This is a genomic window from Rhizobium sp. TH2, from assembly GCF_024707525.1.
Lineage (GTDB): Bacteria > Pseudomonadota > Alphaproteobacteria > Rhizobiales > Rhizobiaceae > Rhizobium_E.
On record NZ_CP062231.1, the window covers coordinates 3325924 to 3344220 of the forward strand.

An 18297-nucleotide genomic window follows, 5' to 3' on the forward strand; every position below is an offset into this window, starting at 1 on the left:
ACCAAGTCGCCTGTCGTGGCAGTGCCACGGCAGGCCTCCCAGGAGGCGACCCATCGCGGGCTCGAAACATCGGATATCGTTCCATGGTCACAAATCTTTTCGGAAATCTGCTTCGGCGACCGGAGGCCGGCGCACTGATCGGCCTGATCGGCGTGCTCGTGTTCTTCGTCATCGTTGGGGGAATCGAGTTCCTCTATCCGGCAAGCATTGGCAGCTGGGTAAGCCGGGCGGCATCACTGGGTATCATCGCCATTCCCGTAGGTCTGTTGATGATCGCAGGCGAACTCGATATTTCGATCGGCGCGACCATTACCTCGGGCGCTCTGATCACCGCGCTCGTCTCTGGCTATTTCGGCCAGCCGATTGTCGTTGGCATGGTGGCGGCGCTGGCGTTCGGCGCGCTGGTGGGGCTGCTCAACGGCTATCTCGTGCTAAGAACTGGCGTGCCATCCTTCATCGTGACACTCGGCACCTTATTCGCGGTATCTGGCCTGTTGCTCGGGGCGACAGTAGTTATCACCGGCACAACCTCCATCGCGTTGCAGGCACCGCAATTCGCCAAGACGATGTTTGGAGGCTTTTTCGGACCGGGCTTCCAGGTCTTGGTCCTCTGGTGGATCGGCATCACCGCTGCCTTCGTTTTCTTCGTGCACCTGTCGCGCTATGGGAACTGGATTTTCGCCATCGGCGGCGACAGTGTGAGCGCGCGCAACGCGGGCATACCCACCGGACGGATCACGATCCTCCTCTTCGTCCTGTCCTCCGTCTGTGCGTCCTTCGTCGGCATGTCGCAGGCCATCCTTTTCCAGTCGGTGCAAGCGACGCCTCAGTTGACGCTGATCTTCAACACGATCATCGCGGTCGTCGTCGGCGGCGTACTGCTGACAGGGGGATTTGGCTCGGTCATCGGGATTTTTCTCGGAACGATCACTTTCGCTGTGGTGACGCAAGGCATCTATTACACGGACTTCGACCAGACCTGGTCCAACATGGTGATCGGCATATTGCTGCTCGGCGCAGTCCTGATGAACAACACGTTCCGCCAACTGGCGCTGAGCGCCGCGACCCGCAAGAAGGGAGCCTGATCCATGAACGCTCCAGTTTTGAAACTTGTGAATGTCAGCAAATCCTTCGGTCCGATCGACGTCCTCGAAGGCATCAATCTCGAAGTCCGCGCCGGCGAAGTGCTCTGTCTGCTCGGCGACAACGGTGCGGGCAAGTCGACGCTCATCAAGACGATGTCCGGCGTGCATAAGCCGACATCGGGCGAGATATGGATGGACGGCGACAAGGTCGAGTTCAGCTCGCCGAGGGACGCATCCGAAAAAGGTATCGCGACCGTGCACCAGTTCGGTGGCACATTCCCGCTTATGTCGATCGGCCGCTCGTTCTTTGTCGGCGTCGAACCGACCAAGGGCTGGGGGCCATTCAAAATCTATGACCGCAAGACGGCGAACGCTGTCGCGGTCAAGGCGGTTCGTGACTTCGGCATCACCCGGATCGACGATGGCGACCGACTGGTCGGCGGTCTGTCCGGCGGCGAGCGCCAGTCGCTGGCAATCGCTCGTGCTGTCCATTTCGGTGCGCGCCTGCTGATCCTCGACGAGCCAACGGCAGCGCTGGGCGTCAAGCAGGCGACGCACGTCCTGCGCATCGTCAACGAAGCAAAGCGGCGTGGACTCGCAGTCGTCTTCATTACCCATCAAGTGATGCATGCCATGGCAGTTGGCGATCACTTCGCTGTTCTTATTCGTGGTGCTGTTGCCGCTGATTTCCGGAAGGGCGAGCGCTCGCGAGAAGAGATCACTGATCTGATGGCAGGCGGAGAGACGATGGCGTCTCTGGAAGCTGAGATCGAAAGCCAGATGAACTCGCACGGCGGCGCGCACCACGTCGCTGCTGCAGAATGACCTCCTGAGGTCCGCCACCTCCACGGCGGACCGACTACGGCCCGGAGCTCCCACTCCGGGCCGCCCTTACCAACTCGAAGAGCAAGAGAGAATTATCAATGTCACAATGGATCGAAGCCTGTGGCACGGAAGATGTCGAAACCGAGGAACTGATCCGGTTCGATTACCAGGGTCGGACGTTCTGCGTCTATCGCAGCCCCGATGACAAGTTCTTCTGCACCGATGGCATCTGCACCCATGAAAAGGTCCACCTCGCTCAAGGCTTGGTCATGGACTACACGATCGAATGCCCCAAGCATAACGGGGTCTTCGATTATCGCACGGGCGAAGCCGTTCGCATGCCCGCCTGCGTGAACCTCAAGACTTTCCCCGTCAAGGTCGAGAACGACCGCGTTTTCATCGAGATTTGATAGCATGGCCCCCTCATTCGAACTCGCCGCCTGCGCCGAAATGATCTGGCGCGATCGCCCCATCGAATGGCGCGCGAGCCGCCTCAAGGAGATGGGGTTCGGCGTCGGTCTGTGGAACTGGCCGGAGCACGACCTCGCCAGGCTGGAAGCCACCGGCGCGACCTTCACCATCATGAACGGCTATCTGCGCGGCAGACTGACGGACGATGACGGCGCGGCTGAGCTTCTGGAGACGGCCAGAGAAACCGCCCAGATCGGCAAGCGACTTGGACTCCAAAGGCTGAACCTTCATGGCACAGGCCTCGGAGACGGCGGATTGCCCTTACAGCCCATCGAGGTTGTGACAGGTGCAATGTGGCTCAAGGCCCGCGATACGCTCCGACGCATCGTCGATATGGCCGAGGAAGAGGACGTCACTTTCACACTGGAAAACCTCAACCTGCCCGTCGACCATCCGGGCGTTCCGTTCGGACGAGCAGAGGACACGCTTGCCTTGGTCTCAAGCATCAACCATCCGCGACTGCGGCTCAATCTCGATCTCTATCACGCGCAGATTGGCGAAGGGAACCTCATCGAGCTGTGCCGCAGGTCTCTGCCCTGGATCGGCGAAATCCAGGTCGCCGACGTTCCCGGCCGCTGCGAGCCCGGCACGGGCGAGGTCAATTGGCATGGCATCGCCAAGGCGCTCAAAGCGATGGGCTACGCCGGGCCGGTTGGCATGGAGGCTTTTGCCTCAGGTGATCCCGAGACCGCACTCGAAGCATTCCGCAACGCATTCACAGTCTGAGGGTATCATGGGCAACACCAAGAAACGGCCAACCGTCGCCGACATCCGCGCCATGAAGGCACGCGGCCAGAAAATTTCCATGCTCTACGTCACGACGCTGGAAGAGGCCGCCGCCGCGGATGCGGCAGGCATTGACATGCTCTCCATCGAGGGCCGTTTCTTCTCGTCCGCGATGCGCGAAGCGGCCGGGCGTTGCTTCGTTCAGGTGGGACTGCCCTATGGTGGACAAGGCACATTTCAGGGACGCCATCTCACGACGTCAAAGGACTATCTTCGGGCAGCCTATCATTTCACTGTCATGGGCGGCGATTGCTTCTATTGCGCCGCTTCCTATGACATCCAGAAAGTACTCTGCGACAACCACGTCCCCATCGTTGCCCATGTCGGGCTCATTCCGTCCTATATCACCTGGACTGGTTTCCGTGCTGTCGGGAAGACCGCCACTGAGGCGCTGGCAGTTTGGACACAGGTGAAGCAACTCGAGGCGATCGGCTGCTTCGGTGCGGAACTCGAGGTGGTGCCGGACCGTGTCGGAGAAGTGATCTCGAGATCGACGCCGATGATCATGCTGGGCATGGGGGCTGGACCCGGCGCTGACGCACAGTATCTGTTTGCCGAGGACGTGCTCGGCCATACCAGCGGTCACAAGCCGCGCCACGCCAAGACATACCGCAACTTTGCCGCCGAGTTCGAGCGGCTGCAGCAGGAACGGATTTCCGCGTTCAGGGAGTTCATCGGCGACATCCAGACGGGCGCTTACCCAGCGCCGCAGCATGTCGTGCCGATTTCTGACGCGGAATACGACCACTTCGCGGCGTCCATTACCAATTGAGTTCATCAATCGCGGACCGGGCAGGACCCGAGGCCCAGGGAGAACAGACCATGCTGAAAATCGGACTTCTTGGCGCTGGGCGTATTGGAAACGTCCACGCCAAGGCAATCACATCCCACGCCGCCAGCAAGCTCGTCGCTGTGTCCGACGTCAACCAGGAGGCCGCAGGCAAGCTGGCGACACAATACGGAGCGCAGGCCAGCACCAGCGAGGCGATCATCGCCAACAGCGACATCGACGCGGTCTTGATCGCGACCTCGACAGATACGCATTCGGACCTCATCGAAGCGGCCACCCGAGCTGGAAAGGCCGTCCTGTGCGAGAAGCCCGTGGACCTCAGCCTAGAACGGGCGCTTGCGTGTCGGAAGATCGCCGCCGCGACAGGCCGTCCCGTCATGATCGGCTTCAACCGGCGTTTCGACCCGAACTTCGCTGCCCTGAAGGCTGCCGTCGACCGCGGCGAGATCGGCAGGGCGGAACTTCTCTCCGTGACGTCTTTCGACCCGGGTCCACCGCCTGTGTCCTACATCAAGGTCTCGGGAGGTCTGTTTCGCGACATGATGATCCACGACTTCGACATGGCGTCCTGGATCATGGGCGGGTTGCCCCAGACGGTCAGGGCGGTCGCGAGTTCGATCGTCGATCCCGAGATCGGCGCAGCCGGCGACGTCGATACGGCCGTCGTCACACTTGAATATGCGGACGGTCGGATCGCCGTCATCAAAAACAGCCGTCGCGCGGTCTATGGATACGACCAGCGCGTTGAACTCCTCGGCTCGGAAGGTTTGCTTTCGGCTGGCAATATGATTGAGAACACCGTCGTCAAGTCGACGAAGGACGGTGTCGTCTCCGCCAAGCCCGAGTTCTTCTTCCTCGAACGCTACATGCGCGCCTACGCCGCGGAATGGGCGGCATTCGTCGGAGCTGTCACTGGCAGCGGCGTAGTCCCGGTCTCCCTTGATGACGGCGTGAACGCGCTCGCCCTTGCAGAAGCCGCAACCCGTTCGGCAAAGTCCGGGATGGCGGTTGAAGTCGCGACTGTCATGTAGCCGCCCGATCCGGTCTGCGATGGCAGAGTGGGGTCTCGCTCAACAAACGACGTGGGCCCGGCGACCTAATGCTCGCTCTTCTGCGGCAGCGGAAGGGCTCTCTCGCCTCTGCGGCGGCTAGACGGCGTGCACTTCGTCCGCATCACCCCAAGTCACGGGCTTGGAGCTGAGCCCCAAAGCACTTGTAACCTCAAGACGATCTCTCATCTCGAAGCCGGAAGAGATTTCGAGGAGAAGCCCTGTCACGGCAGCTTTGGGCCAAGAGGAGCAGAGGCCTAGGCAATCCCCGACGAAGGCCGAACACTTCAGCAGCCGTGCAAGCAGAACCGCGAGAAAACGATTTTGCTTTCGTGGCGCGGGCGGTATTTTCCGTCGACGCACAAGGAGCCATACGATGAAGAGCCTGTTCCATCTCGCCTACCATGTGACCGATCTCGACGCCGCTCGTTCGTTCTATGGCAACGTCCTAGGTTGCCGAGAGGGGCGTAGCACCGAGACGTGGGTGGATTTCGACTTTTTCGGACATCAGATATCCCTCCATCTCGGCAGACCGTTCGAGGTCACGCGCACGGGCAAAGTTGGGGATCACATGGTGATGATGCCTCACCTTGGCGTCGTCCTGCCCCTCGACGTATGGTTCGACCTCGCCGCAAGATTGGAGAGCGCCGGCATCGCCTTCGACATTCCGCCTGTCGTCCGTTTCAAAGGCGAGCCGGGTGAGCAGCGAACCATGTTCTTCTTCGATCCGAGCGGAAACCCGATTGAAGTCAAGGGGTTCAAGGATTTCGACAGTGTGTTTGCAAACTAAGAGTCCGGCGACGACCACCTGACGATTGATCCCGTCACGACAGCTCCGCGCCGATACTGTTGAAAAACTCCGCTGAGCGTTGGCAAGACGGCCCTCTGCGTTCATCGTCTGGAATGGATTTCCAGTGGTTGGCGTTCTCTGAAACCCATTTGCGCCGGGCTTGTGGAAGCGCCGTCCGCGCGCAATGGCATTTCAGCCGCCGCGTGGAAGAAGCTGCGCACAGGAGTTTTTCAACAGTATCCGCCATGTGTGGACGGCTCCGGTTTGGCAAGAGGTTTGTTGACTTTTCGCACGTTGCTGGTCGGAGCTGCCATGTGTCCGGCCTTTCGACGCGGCACAGAGGGGCCGCTGGCCATAATGCTCTCCGCGGATTGGGTCCCGGTCAAAAGCTCGCGCTCGAAGCGCCTGACGCATAGTGGGTTGTCCCTTGTTCGTCTATGCCACTCGACCTGAACTCGCTATGGACCAGAAGCTTGTAGACTTCGCCACGATGGGGAGCGTTTGCCTTGGGCGACAAATAGAGCTGGACGAAGCTAACATTTCCGTGAGCCCCTTCCCAAGCCGATCGGCACATGCCAATCATGAAGGCGATGAAAGCCATGTCCACCCTGCTGCGCGTCCTGTCGCTTTTCGCCCTCGTCGGGATGCTGAGCGCACCTGTGAGCACGATTGCGGCCGAGTTGACGATGGCCGACATGTCGAGGGCGACGTCGGTCGCTATGGACCAGATGGCTGGAATGGAGGGCGACATGCCCTGCTGTCCCGACCAGCAGCCAGTCAAGCCCGACTGCGACAAGAGCTGCCCCTTCGTCATCATCTGCTCTACCTCGGCACCGATTGCGTTGCTCAAAGCCGAGTGGACATCCGCGTCGGTCACGTGGACAAACCATGTATACGGCGAGCCGAGTTTCGCCCGCCTCAACTCGCTAGCCGCAGAACCTCCCGCCCGACCTCCCAAAGCCTGATTCACATCGCATTCACCGACGCTTGCCCCAGCCAACGCTGTGGGTTGGCGCGACCGATATCGATAGGCGGGACGCTATCCGCCAAGCACCCAGATGTGAAACCATGAAAACCATTATCTCGACCGCGAGGACCGTCCTCGCCATCGCCCTACTTTCCACCTTGGCCGTCTCCGCCTACGCCGGGGCCGTCGATTACGAATTCCAGCCCGTGAAGACCGAACTGCCGACCGGGCCGGAGTCCGAGTTTGCCGTGAAGATCGTCGATAAGCGCACAGGCAAGCCCGTCTCCGACGCGGTGATCTTCGAAACCCGCCTCGACATGGCTCCGGACGGCATGGAGGCGATGACCTCGAAAGTCGACGCGTTGCCATCGCAGGAGCCCGGTGTCTACAAGTTCAAGCTGAACCTGAGCATGGCGGGCGGCTGGCGTTTCAAGATGGCCGCCAAAATTCAGGGCGAGGAAGACACCGCACAGGGCGAAGTCATCCTCAAGGCGGCCGACTGATCATGATCAGAACGCTGCTCGTCACCCTCTCCCTCGCCGTCACGGGCGGGGGAGGATACATCGTGGGTTCCGGCAAGTTGCCGTTCGACACGGCCGTTGTCGCGTCGTGGCTCGCGGACGCGACCAATACCGCCCTGAAGCCTGCGGGAACTGGACCCGTCGTCTACTACAGGCATCCCGACGGGAAGCCGGACTACTCGGCGGTTCCGAAAGAGACCTCTGACGGTCGTGACTTCACGCCCGTCCGTCGGAGCGACGACGTGAGCTTCGATGGCCTCGGGACCACGAAGGACAAGGCGGTAGCCGAGGTCGCGACCCCGTCCGGGCGCAAGGTGCTCTACTACCGGAACCCAATGGGCCTGCCGGACAGCTCGCCTGTGCCCAAGAAGGATTCCATGGGCATGGACTACATCGCAGTGTTCGAAGGCGAGGCCGACGACAGCGGCGCCATCAAGGTCTCTCCAGGCAAACTGCAGAGGATGGGCGTACGATCCGTGCAAGCCTCGCTCTCTCCGATCGTTCGCCGACTCAGGGTTCCGGGTACGGTGACCCTCGACGAACGGCGCGTCAGGATGGTCGCGATGCGGACCGACGCGTTCATCGAGACGGTCTCCGATGTCACGACGGGCGACAGGGTCCGGGAAGGCCAGCCGCTCTTCCAGTTCTTCTCGAAGGACATCGCCGCCGCGGCGGCCGAGCTCGTCACACATCAGGAATCCTCGGCCAAGGGCGGCGCTCTCAAGCTGCGCAACTTCGGCCTCTCGGAGGACGCGGTCGAGGGCATTCGGCGCAGCCGGAAAGTGCCGGACAGGCTCGACTTCGACGCGCCCGTCTCCGGCGTGGTCCTCGAGCGGATCGCGATGCCGGGCATGATGGCCGAGACGGGACAGACCTTGTTCCGTATCGCCGACACCTCTAGAATATGGGTCGTCGCCGAGGTTCCGGAGAGCCAGCTCGGTGCGGTCGCTGACGGCGCAAAGGCCAGTGTCACGGTCCGCAGCCTTCCTGGCAGGACATTCGCTGGGACGGTAGCGGTGATCTACCCGGAAATCCGGACGGAGACCAGGACCGCCAAGGTGCGCGTCGAACTCGACAACGAGGACGGCGCGCTCCGAGCCAACATGTTCGCCGATGTTGCGATCGATGGCGGCAAGGACCAGGCCGTCGTCGCGGTGCCGGACACCGCTGTCGTTGATACAGGCGAGAGGCAGGTCGTCTTCGTCGATCTCGGCGACGGCCGCTTCGAGCCGCGCGCCGTCAAGGTAGGACTGCGCGGGCGGAACGAGGTCGAGATCACGGAAGGCATCAAGCCGGGCGACCGTGTCGTCGTGTCGGGCAACTTCCTCCTCGATGCCGAGAGCAACCTGACCTCGGCTCTCAACGCGATGACATCGGACGAGGGCAAGCCATGATCGCTAACCTGATCGCTTGGTCCGCGCGGAACCTGCTGCTCGTCATCGTCGGCGCGGCGCTCGCGGTCGCCGGCGGACTCTATTCGCTGCGCTCGCTACCCCTGGACGCGATCCCCGACCTTTCCGACGTCCAGGTGATCGTCTTCACGGACTATCCGGGCCAGGCCCCGCAGGTCGTCGAGGATCAGGTCACATATCCGCTCACGACCTCGATGCTGACGGTGCCGAAATCGAAGGTCGTGCGGGGCTTCTCCTTCTTCGGGGTGTCCTTCGTATACGTGATCTTTGAGGACGGAACCGATCCCTATTGGGCGCGCAGCCGGGTGCTGGAATATCTCAACGCCGCCGCGAGCAGGTTGCCGCAGGGCGTGACACCGAACCTCGGTCCAGACGCAACGGGTGTCGGCTGGGTCTACCAGTATGCTGTCGTCGCGAAGGAGCTGTCGCTGGCGGAACTACGCTCCCTCCAGGACTGGGTCGTGCGGTTCGCCGTCTCGAAGTCCGAAGGTGTCGCCGAGGTGGCGAGCGTCGGCGGCTTCGTGAAGCAGTATTCCATCGTCGTCGATCCCGTCCGGCTCAAGGCGCAGGGCATCTCGCTCGACGATGTCGCCAACGCCGTCCGGGCGAGCAACCGGGACGTGGGCGGCCGAACGGTCGAGCTTTCGGAATTCGAGTTCATGGTGCGGGGGCGCGGATACCTCAAAGGCGTCGAGGACATCGAGAGCATCGGCTTGCGGAGCGAAAGCGGTGTTTCTCTTCGGATTTCTGATGTCGCGAAAGTGGAGATCGTCGGCGACGAACGCCGCGGCATCGCGGAGTTGAACGGCAACGGCGAGGTGGCGAGCGGGATCGTGCTCCAGCGCTTCGGAGCCAACGCGCTCACGGTCATTGAAAACGCCAAGAAGAACCTGGAAATCGCCGAGAAGAGCCTGCCGGGCGATGCCAGGATCGTTCCCGTCTACGACCGGTCCCGCTTGATCGAGGCCGCCATCGAAACGTTGAAGTCGACGCTGATTGAGGAGTCGATCGTCGTCGCGCTCGTCACCGTGGTCTTCCTGCTGCATGTCAGGAGCGCGCTGGTGGCGATCATCATGCTGCCCGTCGGCATCCTGATCGCCTTCATGGCGATGCGCCTGCTCGGCCTCGGATCGAACATCATGAGCCTCGGCGGCATCGCCATCGCGATCGGCGCGATGATCGACGCGGCGATCGTGATGATCGAGAACGCCCACAAGCATCTCGAACGCGCCCCGCCGGACAAGCCGAGAACCGAGGTACTGATAGAGGCGGCATCGGAGGTCGGCCCGGCGCTGTTCTTCAGCCTGCTGATTATCACCGTCTCCTTCCTGCCGATCTTCACGCTGGAATCGCAGGAGGGAAGGCTATTCGGCCCGCTCGCCTTCACCAAGACCTTCGCCATGGCGGCGGCGGCTTTGCTGTCGGTCACTCTGGTTCCGGCACTGATGGTGATCTTCGTGCGCGGCCGGATCGTTCCGGAACGTAAGAATCCCGTGAACCGCGTCCTGATCTGGCTCTACCGCCCGGTCATATCAGGCGTGCTGAAGGCGAAGACGCTGACGATCCTGCTGGCGATCATTATCCTCGCCGCCACCGTCTGGCCCGCGCGACACATCGGTAGCGAGTTCATGCCCAATCTCGACGAGGGCACGTTGATGTACATGCCGACCACCCTGCCTGGCCTGTCCGTCACCAAGGCGGCGGAGCTCTTGCAGACGCAGGACCGCATCATTAAGTCGTTTCCGGAGGTTGAGACCGTGTTCGGCAAGGCCGGACGCGCGTTGACGGCGACCGATCCCGCCCCGACCGAGATGTTCGAGACGATCATCACCCTCAAGCCCAAGGACCAATGGCGGCCCGGCGTGACGGTCGACAGCCTCAAACAGGAGATGGACGCGGCGCTCCAGTTTCCGGGTGTCTCCAATGCCTGGACCATGCCGATCCGGGCACGCATCGACATGCTCTCGACGGGCATTCGCACCCCTGTCGGGGTCAAGGTATTCGGTACCGACCTCAAGGAGATGGAGAAGATCGCCCGCGAGATCGAAGCGACGCTCAAGTCCGTACCAGGAACGTCGTCGGCCTATGCCGAGCGGGTCATCGGCGGCTACTATCTCGACATCGTTCCCGATCGGAACGCTCTCGCGAGATACGGCCTGACCGTCGATGCCGTTCAGGAAGTGGTCAGCATGGCCCTCGGTTCAGAAACCGTAACCTCGATGGTCGAAGGCCGGGAGCGATACGGAGTGGCGATCCGCTACCCCCGCGCTTACCGAAGTGATCCCAAGTCCATCGTCGAGGACGTGCAGGTCTCCCTGCCGGGCGGCGGCACGGTCCCTCTCGGCGAGGTCGCGAAGATCGAACTCACTAGGGGGGCGACTTCGATCCGGACCGAAAACGGGCAGCTCGCGGTCTACATCTTCGTCGACATAGCTGGCCGCGATCTGGGCGGCTACGTCGCCGATGCCCAGACAGCGGTCGCCGAGAGTGTCACCATGCCGCCCGGCTATTCCGTCGCCTGGAGCGGCCAGTTCGAATATCTCGAGCGGGCCAAGGCGCGGCTGATGATCGTCGTGCCGCTGACGCTGGCGCTCATCTTCCTGCTGCTTTACCTGAACTTCGGCAGGCTGACCGAAACGCTCATCGTCATGCTGTCGCTGCCCTTCGCGCTTGTCGGCGGCATCTGGCTGATGTGGTGGCTCGGCTTCAATGCATCCGTCGCGGTCGCGGTGGGCTTCATCGCGCTTGCCGGGGTCGCCGCAGAGACGGGCGTGATCATGCTGATCTACCTCGACCAAGCACTCCGGGAGCAGAGAGAAGCCAGCGAGCGCGAAGGTCGTCCCTTCGGCCGCGCCGATCTCAACCGTGCTATCATGGTCGGAGCTGTCGAACGTGTCCGGCCTAAGATGATGACCGTCGTCGCCATCATGGCGGGCCTCCTGCCGATCCTCTGGAGCACGGGCGCCGGATCGGAAATCATGCAGAGAATCGCCGTGCCGATGATCGGTGGCATGGTCTCATCGACCTTGCTCACGCTGATCGTCATCCCCGCCGTCTACGGCCTCGTCAAAGGCATCGGCATGGCGAGGACAAGGAAAGAACAACCAATCGCGCCAGAGACTGTTTCAACGCAAGCACTGAAAGGAGCATGAACATGAAAAGAAGAGAGTTCATCATTGCTATGACGGCCGCCGCCTTCCTCCCGTCAAAGTCGGCATTTTCGGCCACCGACGCGGATGTCATGACCGTCTACAAGGACCCCAATTGCGGATGCTGCACGCTCTGGGCGGACGCCTACAAGAAGGCCGGATACCGCGTCGAGGTCGTCAAGGAGCGGGACCTGATTTCGCTGAAGACGAAGCTGGGCGTGCCGCTGGACATCCAGGGCTGCCATACCGCCGTCTACCGCGGGCAGTTCCTGGAAGGTCATGTGCCGCTGGAGGCTGCGCGCATGCTCGAGAGCCGGAGCGACCTCACTGGACTGGCCGTACCCGGCATGCCCGCAGGCTCGCTCGGCATGGGCGACGATCCTTCGGCCTCGTACGATGTAATCGCCGTCGGCAAGGACGGCAAGACCGCGGTGTTCCTCGAGGTCCGGCCCAAGGCCTGACCATGATAAATGCTTCATTGGCGAAACATTGACTTGGCGGTCGATCTGCGGGCCACGTTGACCCTCATCGTCATGAAGCATGCACACACGAGTTTGCCATGCATAGGGAGGCCATCGTAGATGACGGCAGACATCTCGCAAGTCGGAGGCCCAAGGCGCGTCTGCGTCGTCACGGCCGGAGGACAAGCGCCTGCGATCATGATCAATGCCTTGGGAGCGGCATTCGGTCCGATCGATGTGGTCATGGAACGTCCGGAACCAATGTGGTCTTTTCTCAAGCGCCGGGCCAGAAAGGTCGGCTGGACGAACCTGGCGGGACAATTCCTGACGATAAAGCTCATTGTCCAGATGAAGCGGCTCTCACGACGATCGACCCGACAGATCATTCGCGACGAAGGCCTTCATGTGGAGATCGGCGCGCAGCACCGAATATGTAAGATCGAATCCGTCAACTCCATGGATTTCATCGAAGCGGTCGATGACTTGAGGCCGGAGGTTGTTTTCCTTTGTGGATGCAGAATCGTCAAGCCGGACATTTTGGCGCGTGTCCGGGTTCCCATGCTCAACTATCATGCGGGGATAACGCCGCAATACCGTGGCATGAACGGCGGCTATTGGGCGCTTGCCAACGGAGACGACACCAATTTTGGGGCGACCGTCCACCATGTCGATACTGGCGTGGACACAGGAGCGGTTATCGCACAGGTTCGCAGCAGCCCCGGCAAAGGCGACACGATCTGGACCTATCCTCTCCGCCAGGCGGCGATGTCGCGGGCGATGTGCGTCGACAGCGTCCGGGCTGCACTCGAAGGCGGCGTCAAGCCCATCGAGACTTCAGGGCCGTCCGTTCAGCATTATCATCCGGAAATCTGGAATTACCTTCGGGTTGGAATCGCCAAGGGGGTCTGGTAGCTGAGGTTCGACGCAAGAAATCTACTACAACCCACACGCAACTTCGCGCTTCAGTGAATACGGCCCCAGCCCGTGGTGCCCTTCGGCTTTACCACGGACAATACAAGGACCACCAAGAGTGCCAGCATGCCCACGCCCGAATGCAGCAGCACGGAGTAGCGAGCGCTGAGGTGCATAACTCCCAACTCCCTTGCCGAAGCACTTGCCCCAAGCCCGTCGATCATATTCGTTTGAAGCATCAGAACGAAGGTGATCAAGACCGTCATCGCGAACTTCACGACGACCCAGTAGTGGCGGATGAGACCCCAAGGGCTCAGGAGGGACTGGAGGACGCCCACCGCAAGCGAGACTGCGGCAAGCGGCACGATGACGAACCAGGTGATCTGAGGCATGACCGCGTAACTCGCATTCACCAGCCGACCGTCTGAAGCCACAAGACCCGACACGGCTAGGCAGAAGAAAACAGCCACAGCCCCCAGAAATCCGACCGAGCTGGCGATATGCGCCACGAGGAGGGGCATACGGAGGCGACGGTAGCTCATTTTGGATTGTCCGCGGTCGTGCCGAAGTGTCGACCTGGTCCGTGACCCGTCGCCATCATGACCACTGCCAAGGACACCAGGATCAATCCCGCGACGACGAAACCTTTGACCCAACGGGGCATCGGAGGCCGTCCTCCACTCCTTGGCGCGACAGACTTTTCCGACATGATGCACCTCATCAAAACGTTGACATTTTTCAATACAATGTGCTTAATATCAAATCACTTTGTCAACACTTATGGCGAGTCGAATGCCGAAGACCTGGGGAGAAACGCTCGAGGGCCATCGCGAGGCGGTTCGGCAGGCAGTCATGGAGGCGGCGCTAGCGCTCGCCTCCGAACGCGGGTTCCAAAAGGTATCCATGTCGGACGTGGCAGCACGCGCGGCCATCACGCGGGCGACGCTTTACAAGTATTTCAGTGACGTGGACTCGATCTTCGAGGAGTGGCATCGATCGACTGTTCATTCCCATCTAGCGCAGTTCGCGGAGATCGCCGACGGAGTGGGAGACCCCGGAGAAAAGCTCTCCGAAATATTGGAAGCCTACGCCATGACGGTGTTCCGGCACCACGGAACGCGCTTCGCCTCGATGCTCCATCGACAGGACCATGCCCGAAAAGCCGAGGCAAGCCTGGTAGCTCTTATCGAAAAACTGGTGTTGGCAGGGGCGCGGTCCGGCGTATTCAGGAAGGACATCCCGCCGGATGAGCTGGCGCGTTTCTGCCATTCCTCGCTTTCCTCGGCATTCATGCTTTCTGACGAGCGGGCCGTCCGCATGGCGGCCGGCCTTGTGCAGGATGCTCTGTCCACTCGCCTCAGGATTGACGGGAATTAAAGGCGCATCTACAAGAAATGGTTGAGACGGAGGAGCGCGCCATGGCAGACGAACGCATGCCGGAAGACATGATAGCGTGGATGACCGACCGCAACTGGGGTCCGCATCACGACCAATGGCACTTCGAGCGGAGATGGGATTTCTGGCATGCCCGCGCCGCTCGTGGCGCTCCCGAAGACGTAGGCGTGCAGGCATATATCGACTCGAAAGTCGCCCTGGGCTACGGGCGCTCGCCGCTTCAGGAGGGAGAGGCCGGGAACGGCGAGGACTTTCTGTTCATGCACCGCGCGATGCTGCAACTGCTGGTCGCCAATTTCACGCAGTCGATACACTTCCTGCGGGGTTGGGCCACGCTTCCACAAGATAACGCTGACATGGACGATCCAGTGCCGCCGAACCCAGCCGGCGCTCCACCCAACCCTGCAAAAGACGCGTCCCATCCCAAGATGGCCGAAGCAATCACCCGCGTCGAAGCCAGAGCTCCGGAGTTCCCGTCCGACGAGGAGCTCGGCTTGTTTCTCCAGACGAAAATGCGCCCGGTTCCCGGAGACGCTTTCAGGGAAAGCCCCGACAAGGCCGCGGGGCTCCATAACTACCTGCACAACAGGTGGTCGGATGGAACAAGCCCCATCGACATCGGCAGGCCACTGGTGAACACGTTCAATCAGCGTTTCTGGAAGCTGCACGGCTGGATCGATCACCAGTGGTGGCGCTTCCGGCGTTCCAAGGGCATGAACGACGGCGATGCCGCCTATCAAACGAAGCTCAAACTCTATCTCGACATGATGAACCAGAGCGGTCATCACCACCACTTCGACGAGGTCTTGTCGACGACGACACCGAGCGTCGGGCGCAACATCTTCGACCTCGATTTCCCGAGTTGACCCAACGGTGTTTTCGGGAGCCCGAGTGGCGGAGGGCGGTGTTCCCGCCCTCCGCCTTGCTCATTCCGCCGGAACGGATGCCGACTTAGGTCCCCTCAATCCGACCAGCGCCAGAAGCGCGCCTGCTGCTGCGACCGCGGCGGCGCCCGCGAACGCGGCCCGGAAGCCGGGGAGCAGGTCCGCCGAGGCCGGATCGGTCGACTGGTACGACGCGGCGACGGCGACCATCGCTGCGAGGCCCACGGCCGAACCGACCTGATACGTCGTGTTGATCAGACCGGACGCCAATCCGGTCTCCTCGGGCCGGGCACTGGAGACCCCGACCATGGTGGCCGGGATGTAGGCCAACGACATGCCGAGCGCGGCGAGCAGCGAGGTGGGAAGCACATCGATCCAGAAGTCGCCGTCTGCGGGAAGCCGGGCCAGCATGACCAGTGCGCCGCCCATGATTGCCAGACCGAGCACCAGGCTCGCCTTCGGTCCCAGCACCGCGATGAACCTGCCGGAGAAGCCGACCATGAGGACCATGATCGCGACAGTCATCGGCACCAGCGCCAGGCCGCTTTCCCATGCCGAGAAATCCAGCGTCTGCTGCAGGTAGAGGTTCAGGTAGAACCAAAGAGGAATCCACGCCGCGCCGAGAAGCGCCATGAGGAGGTTTCCGACGGCGAGGTTCGGCGTCTTGAAGATGTGCAGCGGGAGCAACGGCTCGGCGCGCGCCGCCTGGATCAACACGAACACGACGATAAGGACCAGCGCGCCTCCGAGTTGGGCGAGCGTGGCCGTCGACGTCCAATGGCCCGGTTCCGTAGTCACGATCGCGTAGACCGAGAGGATCAGGGCGGCGGTGATGAGGATCGCTCCGATCCAGTCGACCCCGCCCTTAGAGACGACACTCTTCCGGAGGAGACCCGGGCTCGCGACGAGGGCGGCGACTCCGAGTGGCACGTTGATCAGGAACGTCCACTCCCAGCTCATCCACTGGGTGATCACGCCGCCGAGGAAGACCCCGGCAGTGCCTCCGGCGGCCGCGGAAGCGCCCCAGAAGGCGAACGCCTTTCCGAGTTCGGCACCATTGTGCGCGAAGAGGCTCACGAGGATGGTCATGGCCGACGGAGCGATCAAGGCAGCGCCCAAGCCCTGGACGGCGCGGCCTGCGAGCAGGACCTCCTGCGACGCTGCAAGACCAGCGACCAGTGAACCGGCCGTGAGGATGGCGAAGCCGAGCATAAAGAGCCGCCGCGCGCCAAAGAGGTCGCTCAGGCGCCCGCCGAGCAACAGGAGGCCACCGAAGACGATGACGTAGGCATTGAATATCCACGACAGGCCTTCTGCCGTGAAGCCGAGGCTGGTCTGGATCGCTGGCAGCGCGATGCCGATGATGGAAGTGTCGAGAATGACAATGAACTGGGCGGCGCAGAGAAGTGCCAGTGCCCACCATCGCCGGGGATCGGGTGTCTGTGTTGACATGTCGAATGTCCTGTTGGTTGGAATCCCGGGAGTGAAAAGCCCGTGGCCGCGCGATGATCGGGCGGTCGACATGGAGTCCTAGTGTTTCCAATGCTGGCAGGGTCAAGGGGGTGATGAACGGTTTCGAAAGACGGCCTGCCAATCAGGCTTTGAAATGAATTTCTCTATCTGTACGCGAAACTCAGAGTATGTCCGCGCGCCGAGTAGGAGGACGCGCCGACTATGCGAAAACGCGCAGGGACTCACGCGGCGGTCTGCGTGTCGGCCTCCGGCGTGAAGAACACGTCGGCATGGAAGTCCTCCGGTTTCAGGCCCAGGGAAAACGACGCGTCAGCAGCGGCCTCGACCATGGCGGGCGGACCCGCGACATACGCCTTCCATCCGCGCAGGTCCCTCAGGTCCTCCGCGAAGGCATCGGACACGTACCCGGATCGGCATTCTCCGGCTGACTCCGACTGGGAAAGAACCAAGTCGTAGCTGAAGTTGGCGTGCTCTTTAGCGGCTACTCCAAGATGTCGAGATCGTACAAGTCCCGATGGGTCCGCGCCCCGGCGTAGAGTCGGATCGGCTGCCGCATTCCGGATGCCAAAGCCGTTTGCACGATCGAACGGATCGGAGCCAATCCGGACCCTCCTGCGACCGCCAGCACAGGCCCGGTGTGCAACGCGCGGAGGTGCGAGTTCCCGAAGGGCCCTTGGACCTCGACCTTGTCTCCGACCCACAGGTTCTCGTGGAAGAACGAGGACACGCGCCCGCCTTCCACTCTACGGATGTGGAACTCCAGCTCGCGGCTGCCGGGGACGCTCGCGATCGAATAGTCGCGTTCCAGGCGTTTGCCCAAGCCGAGGCGCACGTATTGTCCGGCGGAGAACCGGAATTCCTCTTCTCCCAACGTGACGAGAACGCGCAGGATGTCGTGCGTAGCCTTGGACACGAATGTCACCAGCCCCTCGATCGTCTTGCGCGGATGGTCGGCGCTCTCGTCTCCGCCCGCCCACCGGACCGTGACATCGGTTTCCGGTATGGCCCTGCAGGCCAGGATCAGCCCAGCCGCCTTCTCCTCCTCGGTCAGCGAGAATCGGGTGTGCGGCAGAAGGCTGACCGAACCCTCGACCAGACGGGACTTGCACGACCCACAGCGCCCACCTCGGCATCCATGCGGATAAGCAACGCCGGAGGCGAGCGCCGCAGCGAGGACAGTCTGGTCCGTTTCGACCCGGATCGATCGCCGAGCCTGCGGAAGGTTCACGGAAAAGCCCGGCAACTCGGCGGCATTGTCCGTCGCCAGGGTTTGGGATTCGCTCATCTTATCATCCTTTCTGATGGCGACGGGAAGGTCGCGTGAAAG

At 61.8% G+C, this 18297-nt stretch carries 19 protein-coding genes; 15 read left to right on the forward strand and 4 right to left on the reverse strand.

The features are described 5' to 3' along the window. The first annotated feature begins 83 nt into the window (after positions 1 to 83). The 13 genes from IHQ71_RS16465 to IHQ71_RS16525 all read left to right on the forward strand — a co-directional run bounded on the left by IHQ71_RS16465 (position 84) and on the right by IHQ71_RS16525 (position 13218). A complete protein-coding gene (locus IHQ71_RS16465; RefSeq protein ID WP_258157539.1) occupies positions 84 to 1085 on the forward strand; it encodes an ABC transporter permease in 1002 nt (333 codons plus the stop codon). Between the two features lie 3 nt (positions 1086 to 1088). Then, positions 1089 to 1910, forward strand: coding sequence for an ATP-binding cassette domain-containing protein (locus IHQ71_RS16470; RefSeq protein WP_258157540.1), 822 nt, complete (start codon positions 1089 to 1091; stop codon positions 1908 to 1910). Positions 1911 to 2008: 98 nt separating this feature from the next. Next, on the forward strand, positions 2009 to 2320 hold the full coding sequence (locus IHQ71_RS16475) for a MocE family 2Fe-2S type ferredoxin (protein WP_258157541.1): 312 nt from the start codon (positions 2009 to 2011) through the stop codon (positions 2318 to 2320). A gap of 4 nt (positions 2321 to 2324) precedes the next feature. Then, positions 2325 to 3107 (forward strand): TIM barrel protein, encoded by a 783-nt coding sequence (locus IHQ71_RS16480; RefSeq protein ID WP_258157542.1) that lies wholly within the window; start codon positions 2325 to 2327, stop codon positions 3105 to 3107. A gap of 7 nt (positions 3108 to 3114) precedes the next feature. Then, positions 3115 to 3939, forward strand: coding sequence for a 3-methyl-2-oxobutanoate hydroxymethyltransferase (locus IHQ71_RS16485; RefSeq protein WP_258157543.1), 825 nt, complete (start codon positions 3115 to 3117; stop codon positions 3937 to 3939). A 50-nt stretch (positions 3940 to 3989) separates the two neighbouring features. Beyond that, positions 3990 to 4988: an inositol 2-dehydrogenase gene (gene iolG / locus IHQ71_RS16490; protein WP_258157544.1), complete on the forward strand. Its 999-nt coding sequence runs from the start codon at positions 3990 to 3992 to the stop codon at positions 4986 to 4988. 394 nt (positions 4989 to 5382) lie between these two features. Then, a complete protein-coding gene (locus IHQ71_RS16495; protein ID WP_258157545.1) occupies positions 5383 to 5796 on the forward strand; it encodes a VOC family protein in 414 nt (137 codons plus the stop codon). A 581-nt stretch (positions 5797 to 6377) separates the two neighbouring features. Further along, positions 6378 to 6761: a hypothetical protein gene (locus IHQ71_RS16500; protein ID WP_258157546.1), complete on the forward strand. Its 384-nt coding sequence runs from the start codon at positions 6378 to 6380 to the stop codon at positions 6759 to 6761. Between the two features lie 103 nt (positions 6762 to 6864). After that, complete coding sequence (locus tag IHQ71_RS16505; protein WP_258157547.1) at positions 6865 to 7266, forward strand: FixH family protein; 402 nt, start codon at positions 6865 to 6867, stop codon at positions 7264 to 7266. Positions 7267 to 7268: 2 nt separating this feature from the next. After that, complete coding sequence (locus IHQ71_RS16510) at positions 7269 to 8678, forward strand: efflux RND transporter periplasmic adaptor subunit (protein ID WP_258157548.1); 1410 nt, start codon at positions 7269 to 7271, stop codon at positions 8676 to 8678. Beyond that, the gene (locus IHQ71_RS16515; RefSeq protein WP_258157549.1) at positions 8675 to 11848 is read left to right on the forward strand and encodes an efflux RND transporter permease subunit; all 3174 of its coding nucleotides are present in this window, start codon (positions 8675 to 8677) and stop codon (positions 11846 to 11848) included. Before IHQ71_RS16510 ends, IHQ71_RS16515 begins: the two co-directional genes overlap by 4 nt. Positions 11849 to 11850: 2 nt before the next feature. Further along, positions 11851 to 12306 carry a DUF411 domain-containing protein gene (locus tag IHQ71_RS16520; RefSeq protein WP_258157550.1) on the forward strand — a complete coding sequence of 152 codons (456 nt, stop codon included), beginning with the start codon at positions 11851 to 11853 and terminating at the stop codon, positions 12304 to 12306. Between the two features lie 120 nt (positions 12307 to 12426). Beyond that, positions 12427 to 13218, forward strand: coding sequence for a formyl transferase (locus IHQ71_RS16525; RefSeq protein WP_258157551.1), 792 nt, complete (start codon positions 12427 to 12429; stop codon positions 13216 to 13218). A gap of 50 nt (positions 13219 to 13268) precedes the next feature. Here IHQ71_RS16525 and IHQ71_RS16530 read toward each other — a convergent pair whose 3' ends face one another. Then, positions 13269 to 13760 (reverse strand): hypothetical protein, encoded by a 492-nt coding sequence (locus IHQ71_RS16530; RefSeq protein WP_258157552.1) that lies wholly within the window; start codon positions 13758 to 13760, stop codon positions 13269 to 13271. Between the two features lie 250 nt (positions 13761 to 14010). Here IHQ71_RS16530 and IHQ71_RS16535 point away from each other — a divergent pair, with 250 nt between their 5' ends. Both IHQ71_RS16535 and IHQ71_RS16540 read left to right on the forward strand, forming a co-directional pair. Beyond that, a complete protein-coding gene (locus IHQ71_RS16535) occupies positions 14011 to 14595 on the forward strand; it encodes a TetR/AcrR family transcriptional regulator (RefSeq protein WP_258157553.1) in 585 nt (194 codons plus the stop codon). 41 nt (positions 14596 to 14636) lie between these two features. Then, positions 14637 to 15479, forward strand: coding sequence for a hypothetical protein (locus tag IHQ71_RS16540; protein ID WP_258157554.1), 843 nt, complete (start codon positions 14637 to 14639; stop codon positions 15477 to 15479). Positions 15480 to 15539: 60 nt separating this feature from the next. On the opposite strand, the gene IHQ71_RS16545 is transcribed toward IHQ71_RS16540, so the two are convergent. The 3 genes from IHQ71_RS16545 to IHQ71_RS16550 form a co-directional block, all read right to left on the reverse strand. Continuing rightward, the gene (locus IHQ71_RS16545; protein ID WP_258157555.1) at positions 15540 to 16949 is read right to left on the reverse strand and encodes an MFS transporter; all 1410 of its coding nucleotides are present in this window, start codon (positions 16947 to 16949) and stop codon (positions 15540 to 15542) included. A 242-nt stretch (positions 16950 to 17191) separates the two neighbouring features. Beyond that, the gene (locus IHQ71_RS31915; protein ID WP_374989865.1) at positions 17192 to 17419 is read right to left on the reverse strand and encodes a hypothetical protein; all 228 of its coding nucleotides are present in this window, start codon (positions 17417 to 17419) and stop codon (positions 17192 to 17194) included. Between the two features lie 32 nt (positions 17420 to 17451). Next, entirely contained in the window at positions 17452 to 18255 is an 804-nt protein-coding gene (locus tag IHQ71_RS16550; RefSeq protein ID WP_308737849.1) for a 2Fe-2S iron-sulfur cluster-binding protein, read from the reverse strand. Positions 18256 to 18297: the final 42 nt, after the last annotated feature.

Coding starts and splice junctions, on each gene's coding strand:
- IHQ71_RS16465 (WP_258157539.1), top strand. CDS start 84: ATGGTCACAAATCTTTTCGGAAATCTGCTTCGGCGACCGGAGGCCGGC.
- IHQ71_RS16470 (WP_258157540.1), top strand. CDS start 1,089: ATGAACGCTCCAGTTTTGAAACTTGTGAATGTCAGCAAATCCTTCGGT.
- IHQ71_RS16475 (WP_258157541.1), top strand. CDS start 2,009: ATGTCACAATGGATCGAAGCCTGTGGCACGGAAGATGTCGAAACCGAG.
- IHQ71_RS16480 (WP_258157542.1), top strand. CDS start 2,325: ATGGCCCCCTCATTCGAACTCGCCGCCTGCGCCGAAATGATCTGGCGC.
- IHQ71_RS16485 (WP_258157543.1), top strand. CDS start 3,115: ATGGGCAACACCAAGAAACGGCCAACCGTCGCCGACATCCGCGCCATG.
- iolG (WP_258157544.1), top strand. CDS start 3,990: ATGCTGAAAATCGGACTTCTTGGCGCTGGGCGTATTGGAAACGTCCAC.
- IHQ71_RS16495 (WP_258157545.1), top strand. CDS start 5,383: ATGAAGAGCCTGTTCCATCTCGCCTACCATGTGACCGATCTCGACGCC.
- IHQ71_RS16500 (WP_258157546.1), top strand. CDS start 6,378: ATGAAGGCGATGAAAGCCATGTCCACCCTGCTGCGCGTCCTGTCGCTT.
- IHQ71_RS16505 (WP_258157547.1), top strand. CDS start 6,865: ATGAAAACCATTATCTCGACCGCGAGGACCGTCCTCGCCATCGCCCTA.
- IHQ71_RS16510 (WP_258157548.1), top strand. CDS start 7,269: ATGATCAGAACGCTGCTCGTCACCCTCTCCCTCGCCGTCACGGGCGGG.
- IHQ71_RS16515 (WP_258157549.1), top strand. CDS start 8,675: ATGATCGCTAACCTGATCGCTTGGTCCGCGCGGAACCTGCTGCTCGTC.
- IHQ71_RS16520 (WP_258157550.1), top strand. CDS start 11,851: ATGAAAAGAAGAGAGTTCATCATTGCTATGACGGCCGCCGCCTTCCTC.
- IHQ71_RS16525 (WP_258157551.1), top strand. CDS start 12,427: ATGACGGCAGACATCTCGCAAGTCGGAGGCCCAAGGCGCGTCTGCGTC.
- IHQ71_RS16530 (WP_258157552.1), bottom strand. CDS start 13,760: ATGAGCTACCGTCGCCTCCGTATGCCCCTCCTCGTGGCGCATATCGCC.
- IHQ71_RS16535 (WP_258157553.1), top strand. CDS start 14,011: ATGCCGAAGACCTGGGGAGAAACGCTCGAGGGCCATCGCGAGGCGGTT.
- IHQ71_RS16540 (WP_258157554.1), top strand. CDS start 14,637: ATGGCAGACGAACGCATGCCGGAAGACATGATAGCGTGGATGACCGAC.
- IHQ71_RS16545 (WP_258157555.1), bottom strand. CDS start 16,949: ATGTCAACACAGACACCCGATCCCCGGCGATGGTGGGCACTGGCACTT.
- IHQ71_RS16550 (WP_308737849.1), bottom strand. CDS start 18,255: ATGAGCGAATCCCAAACCCTGGCGACGGACAATGCCGCCGAGTTGCCG.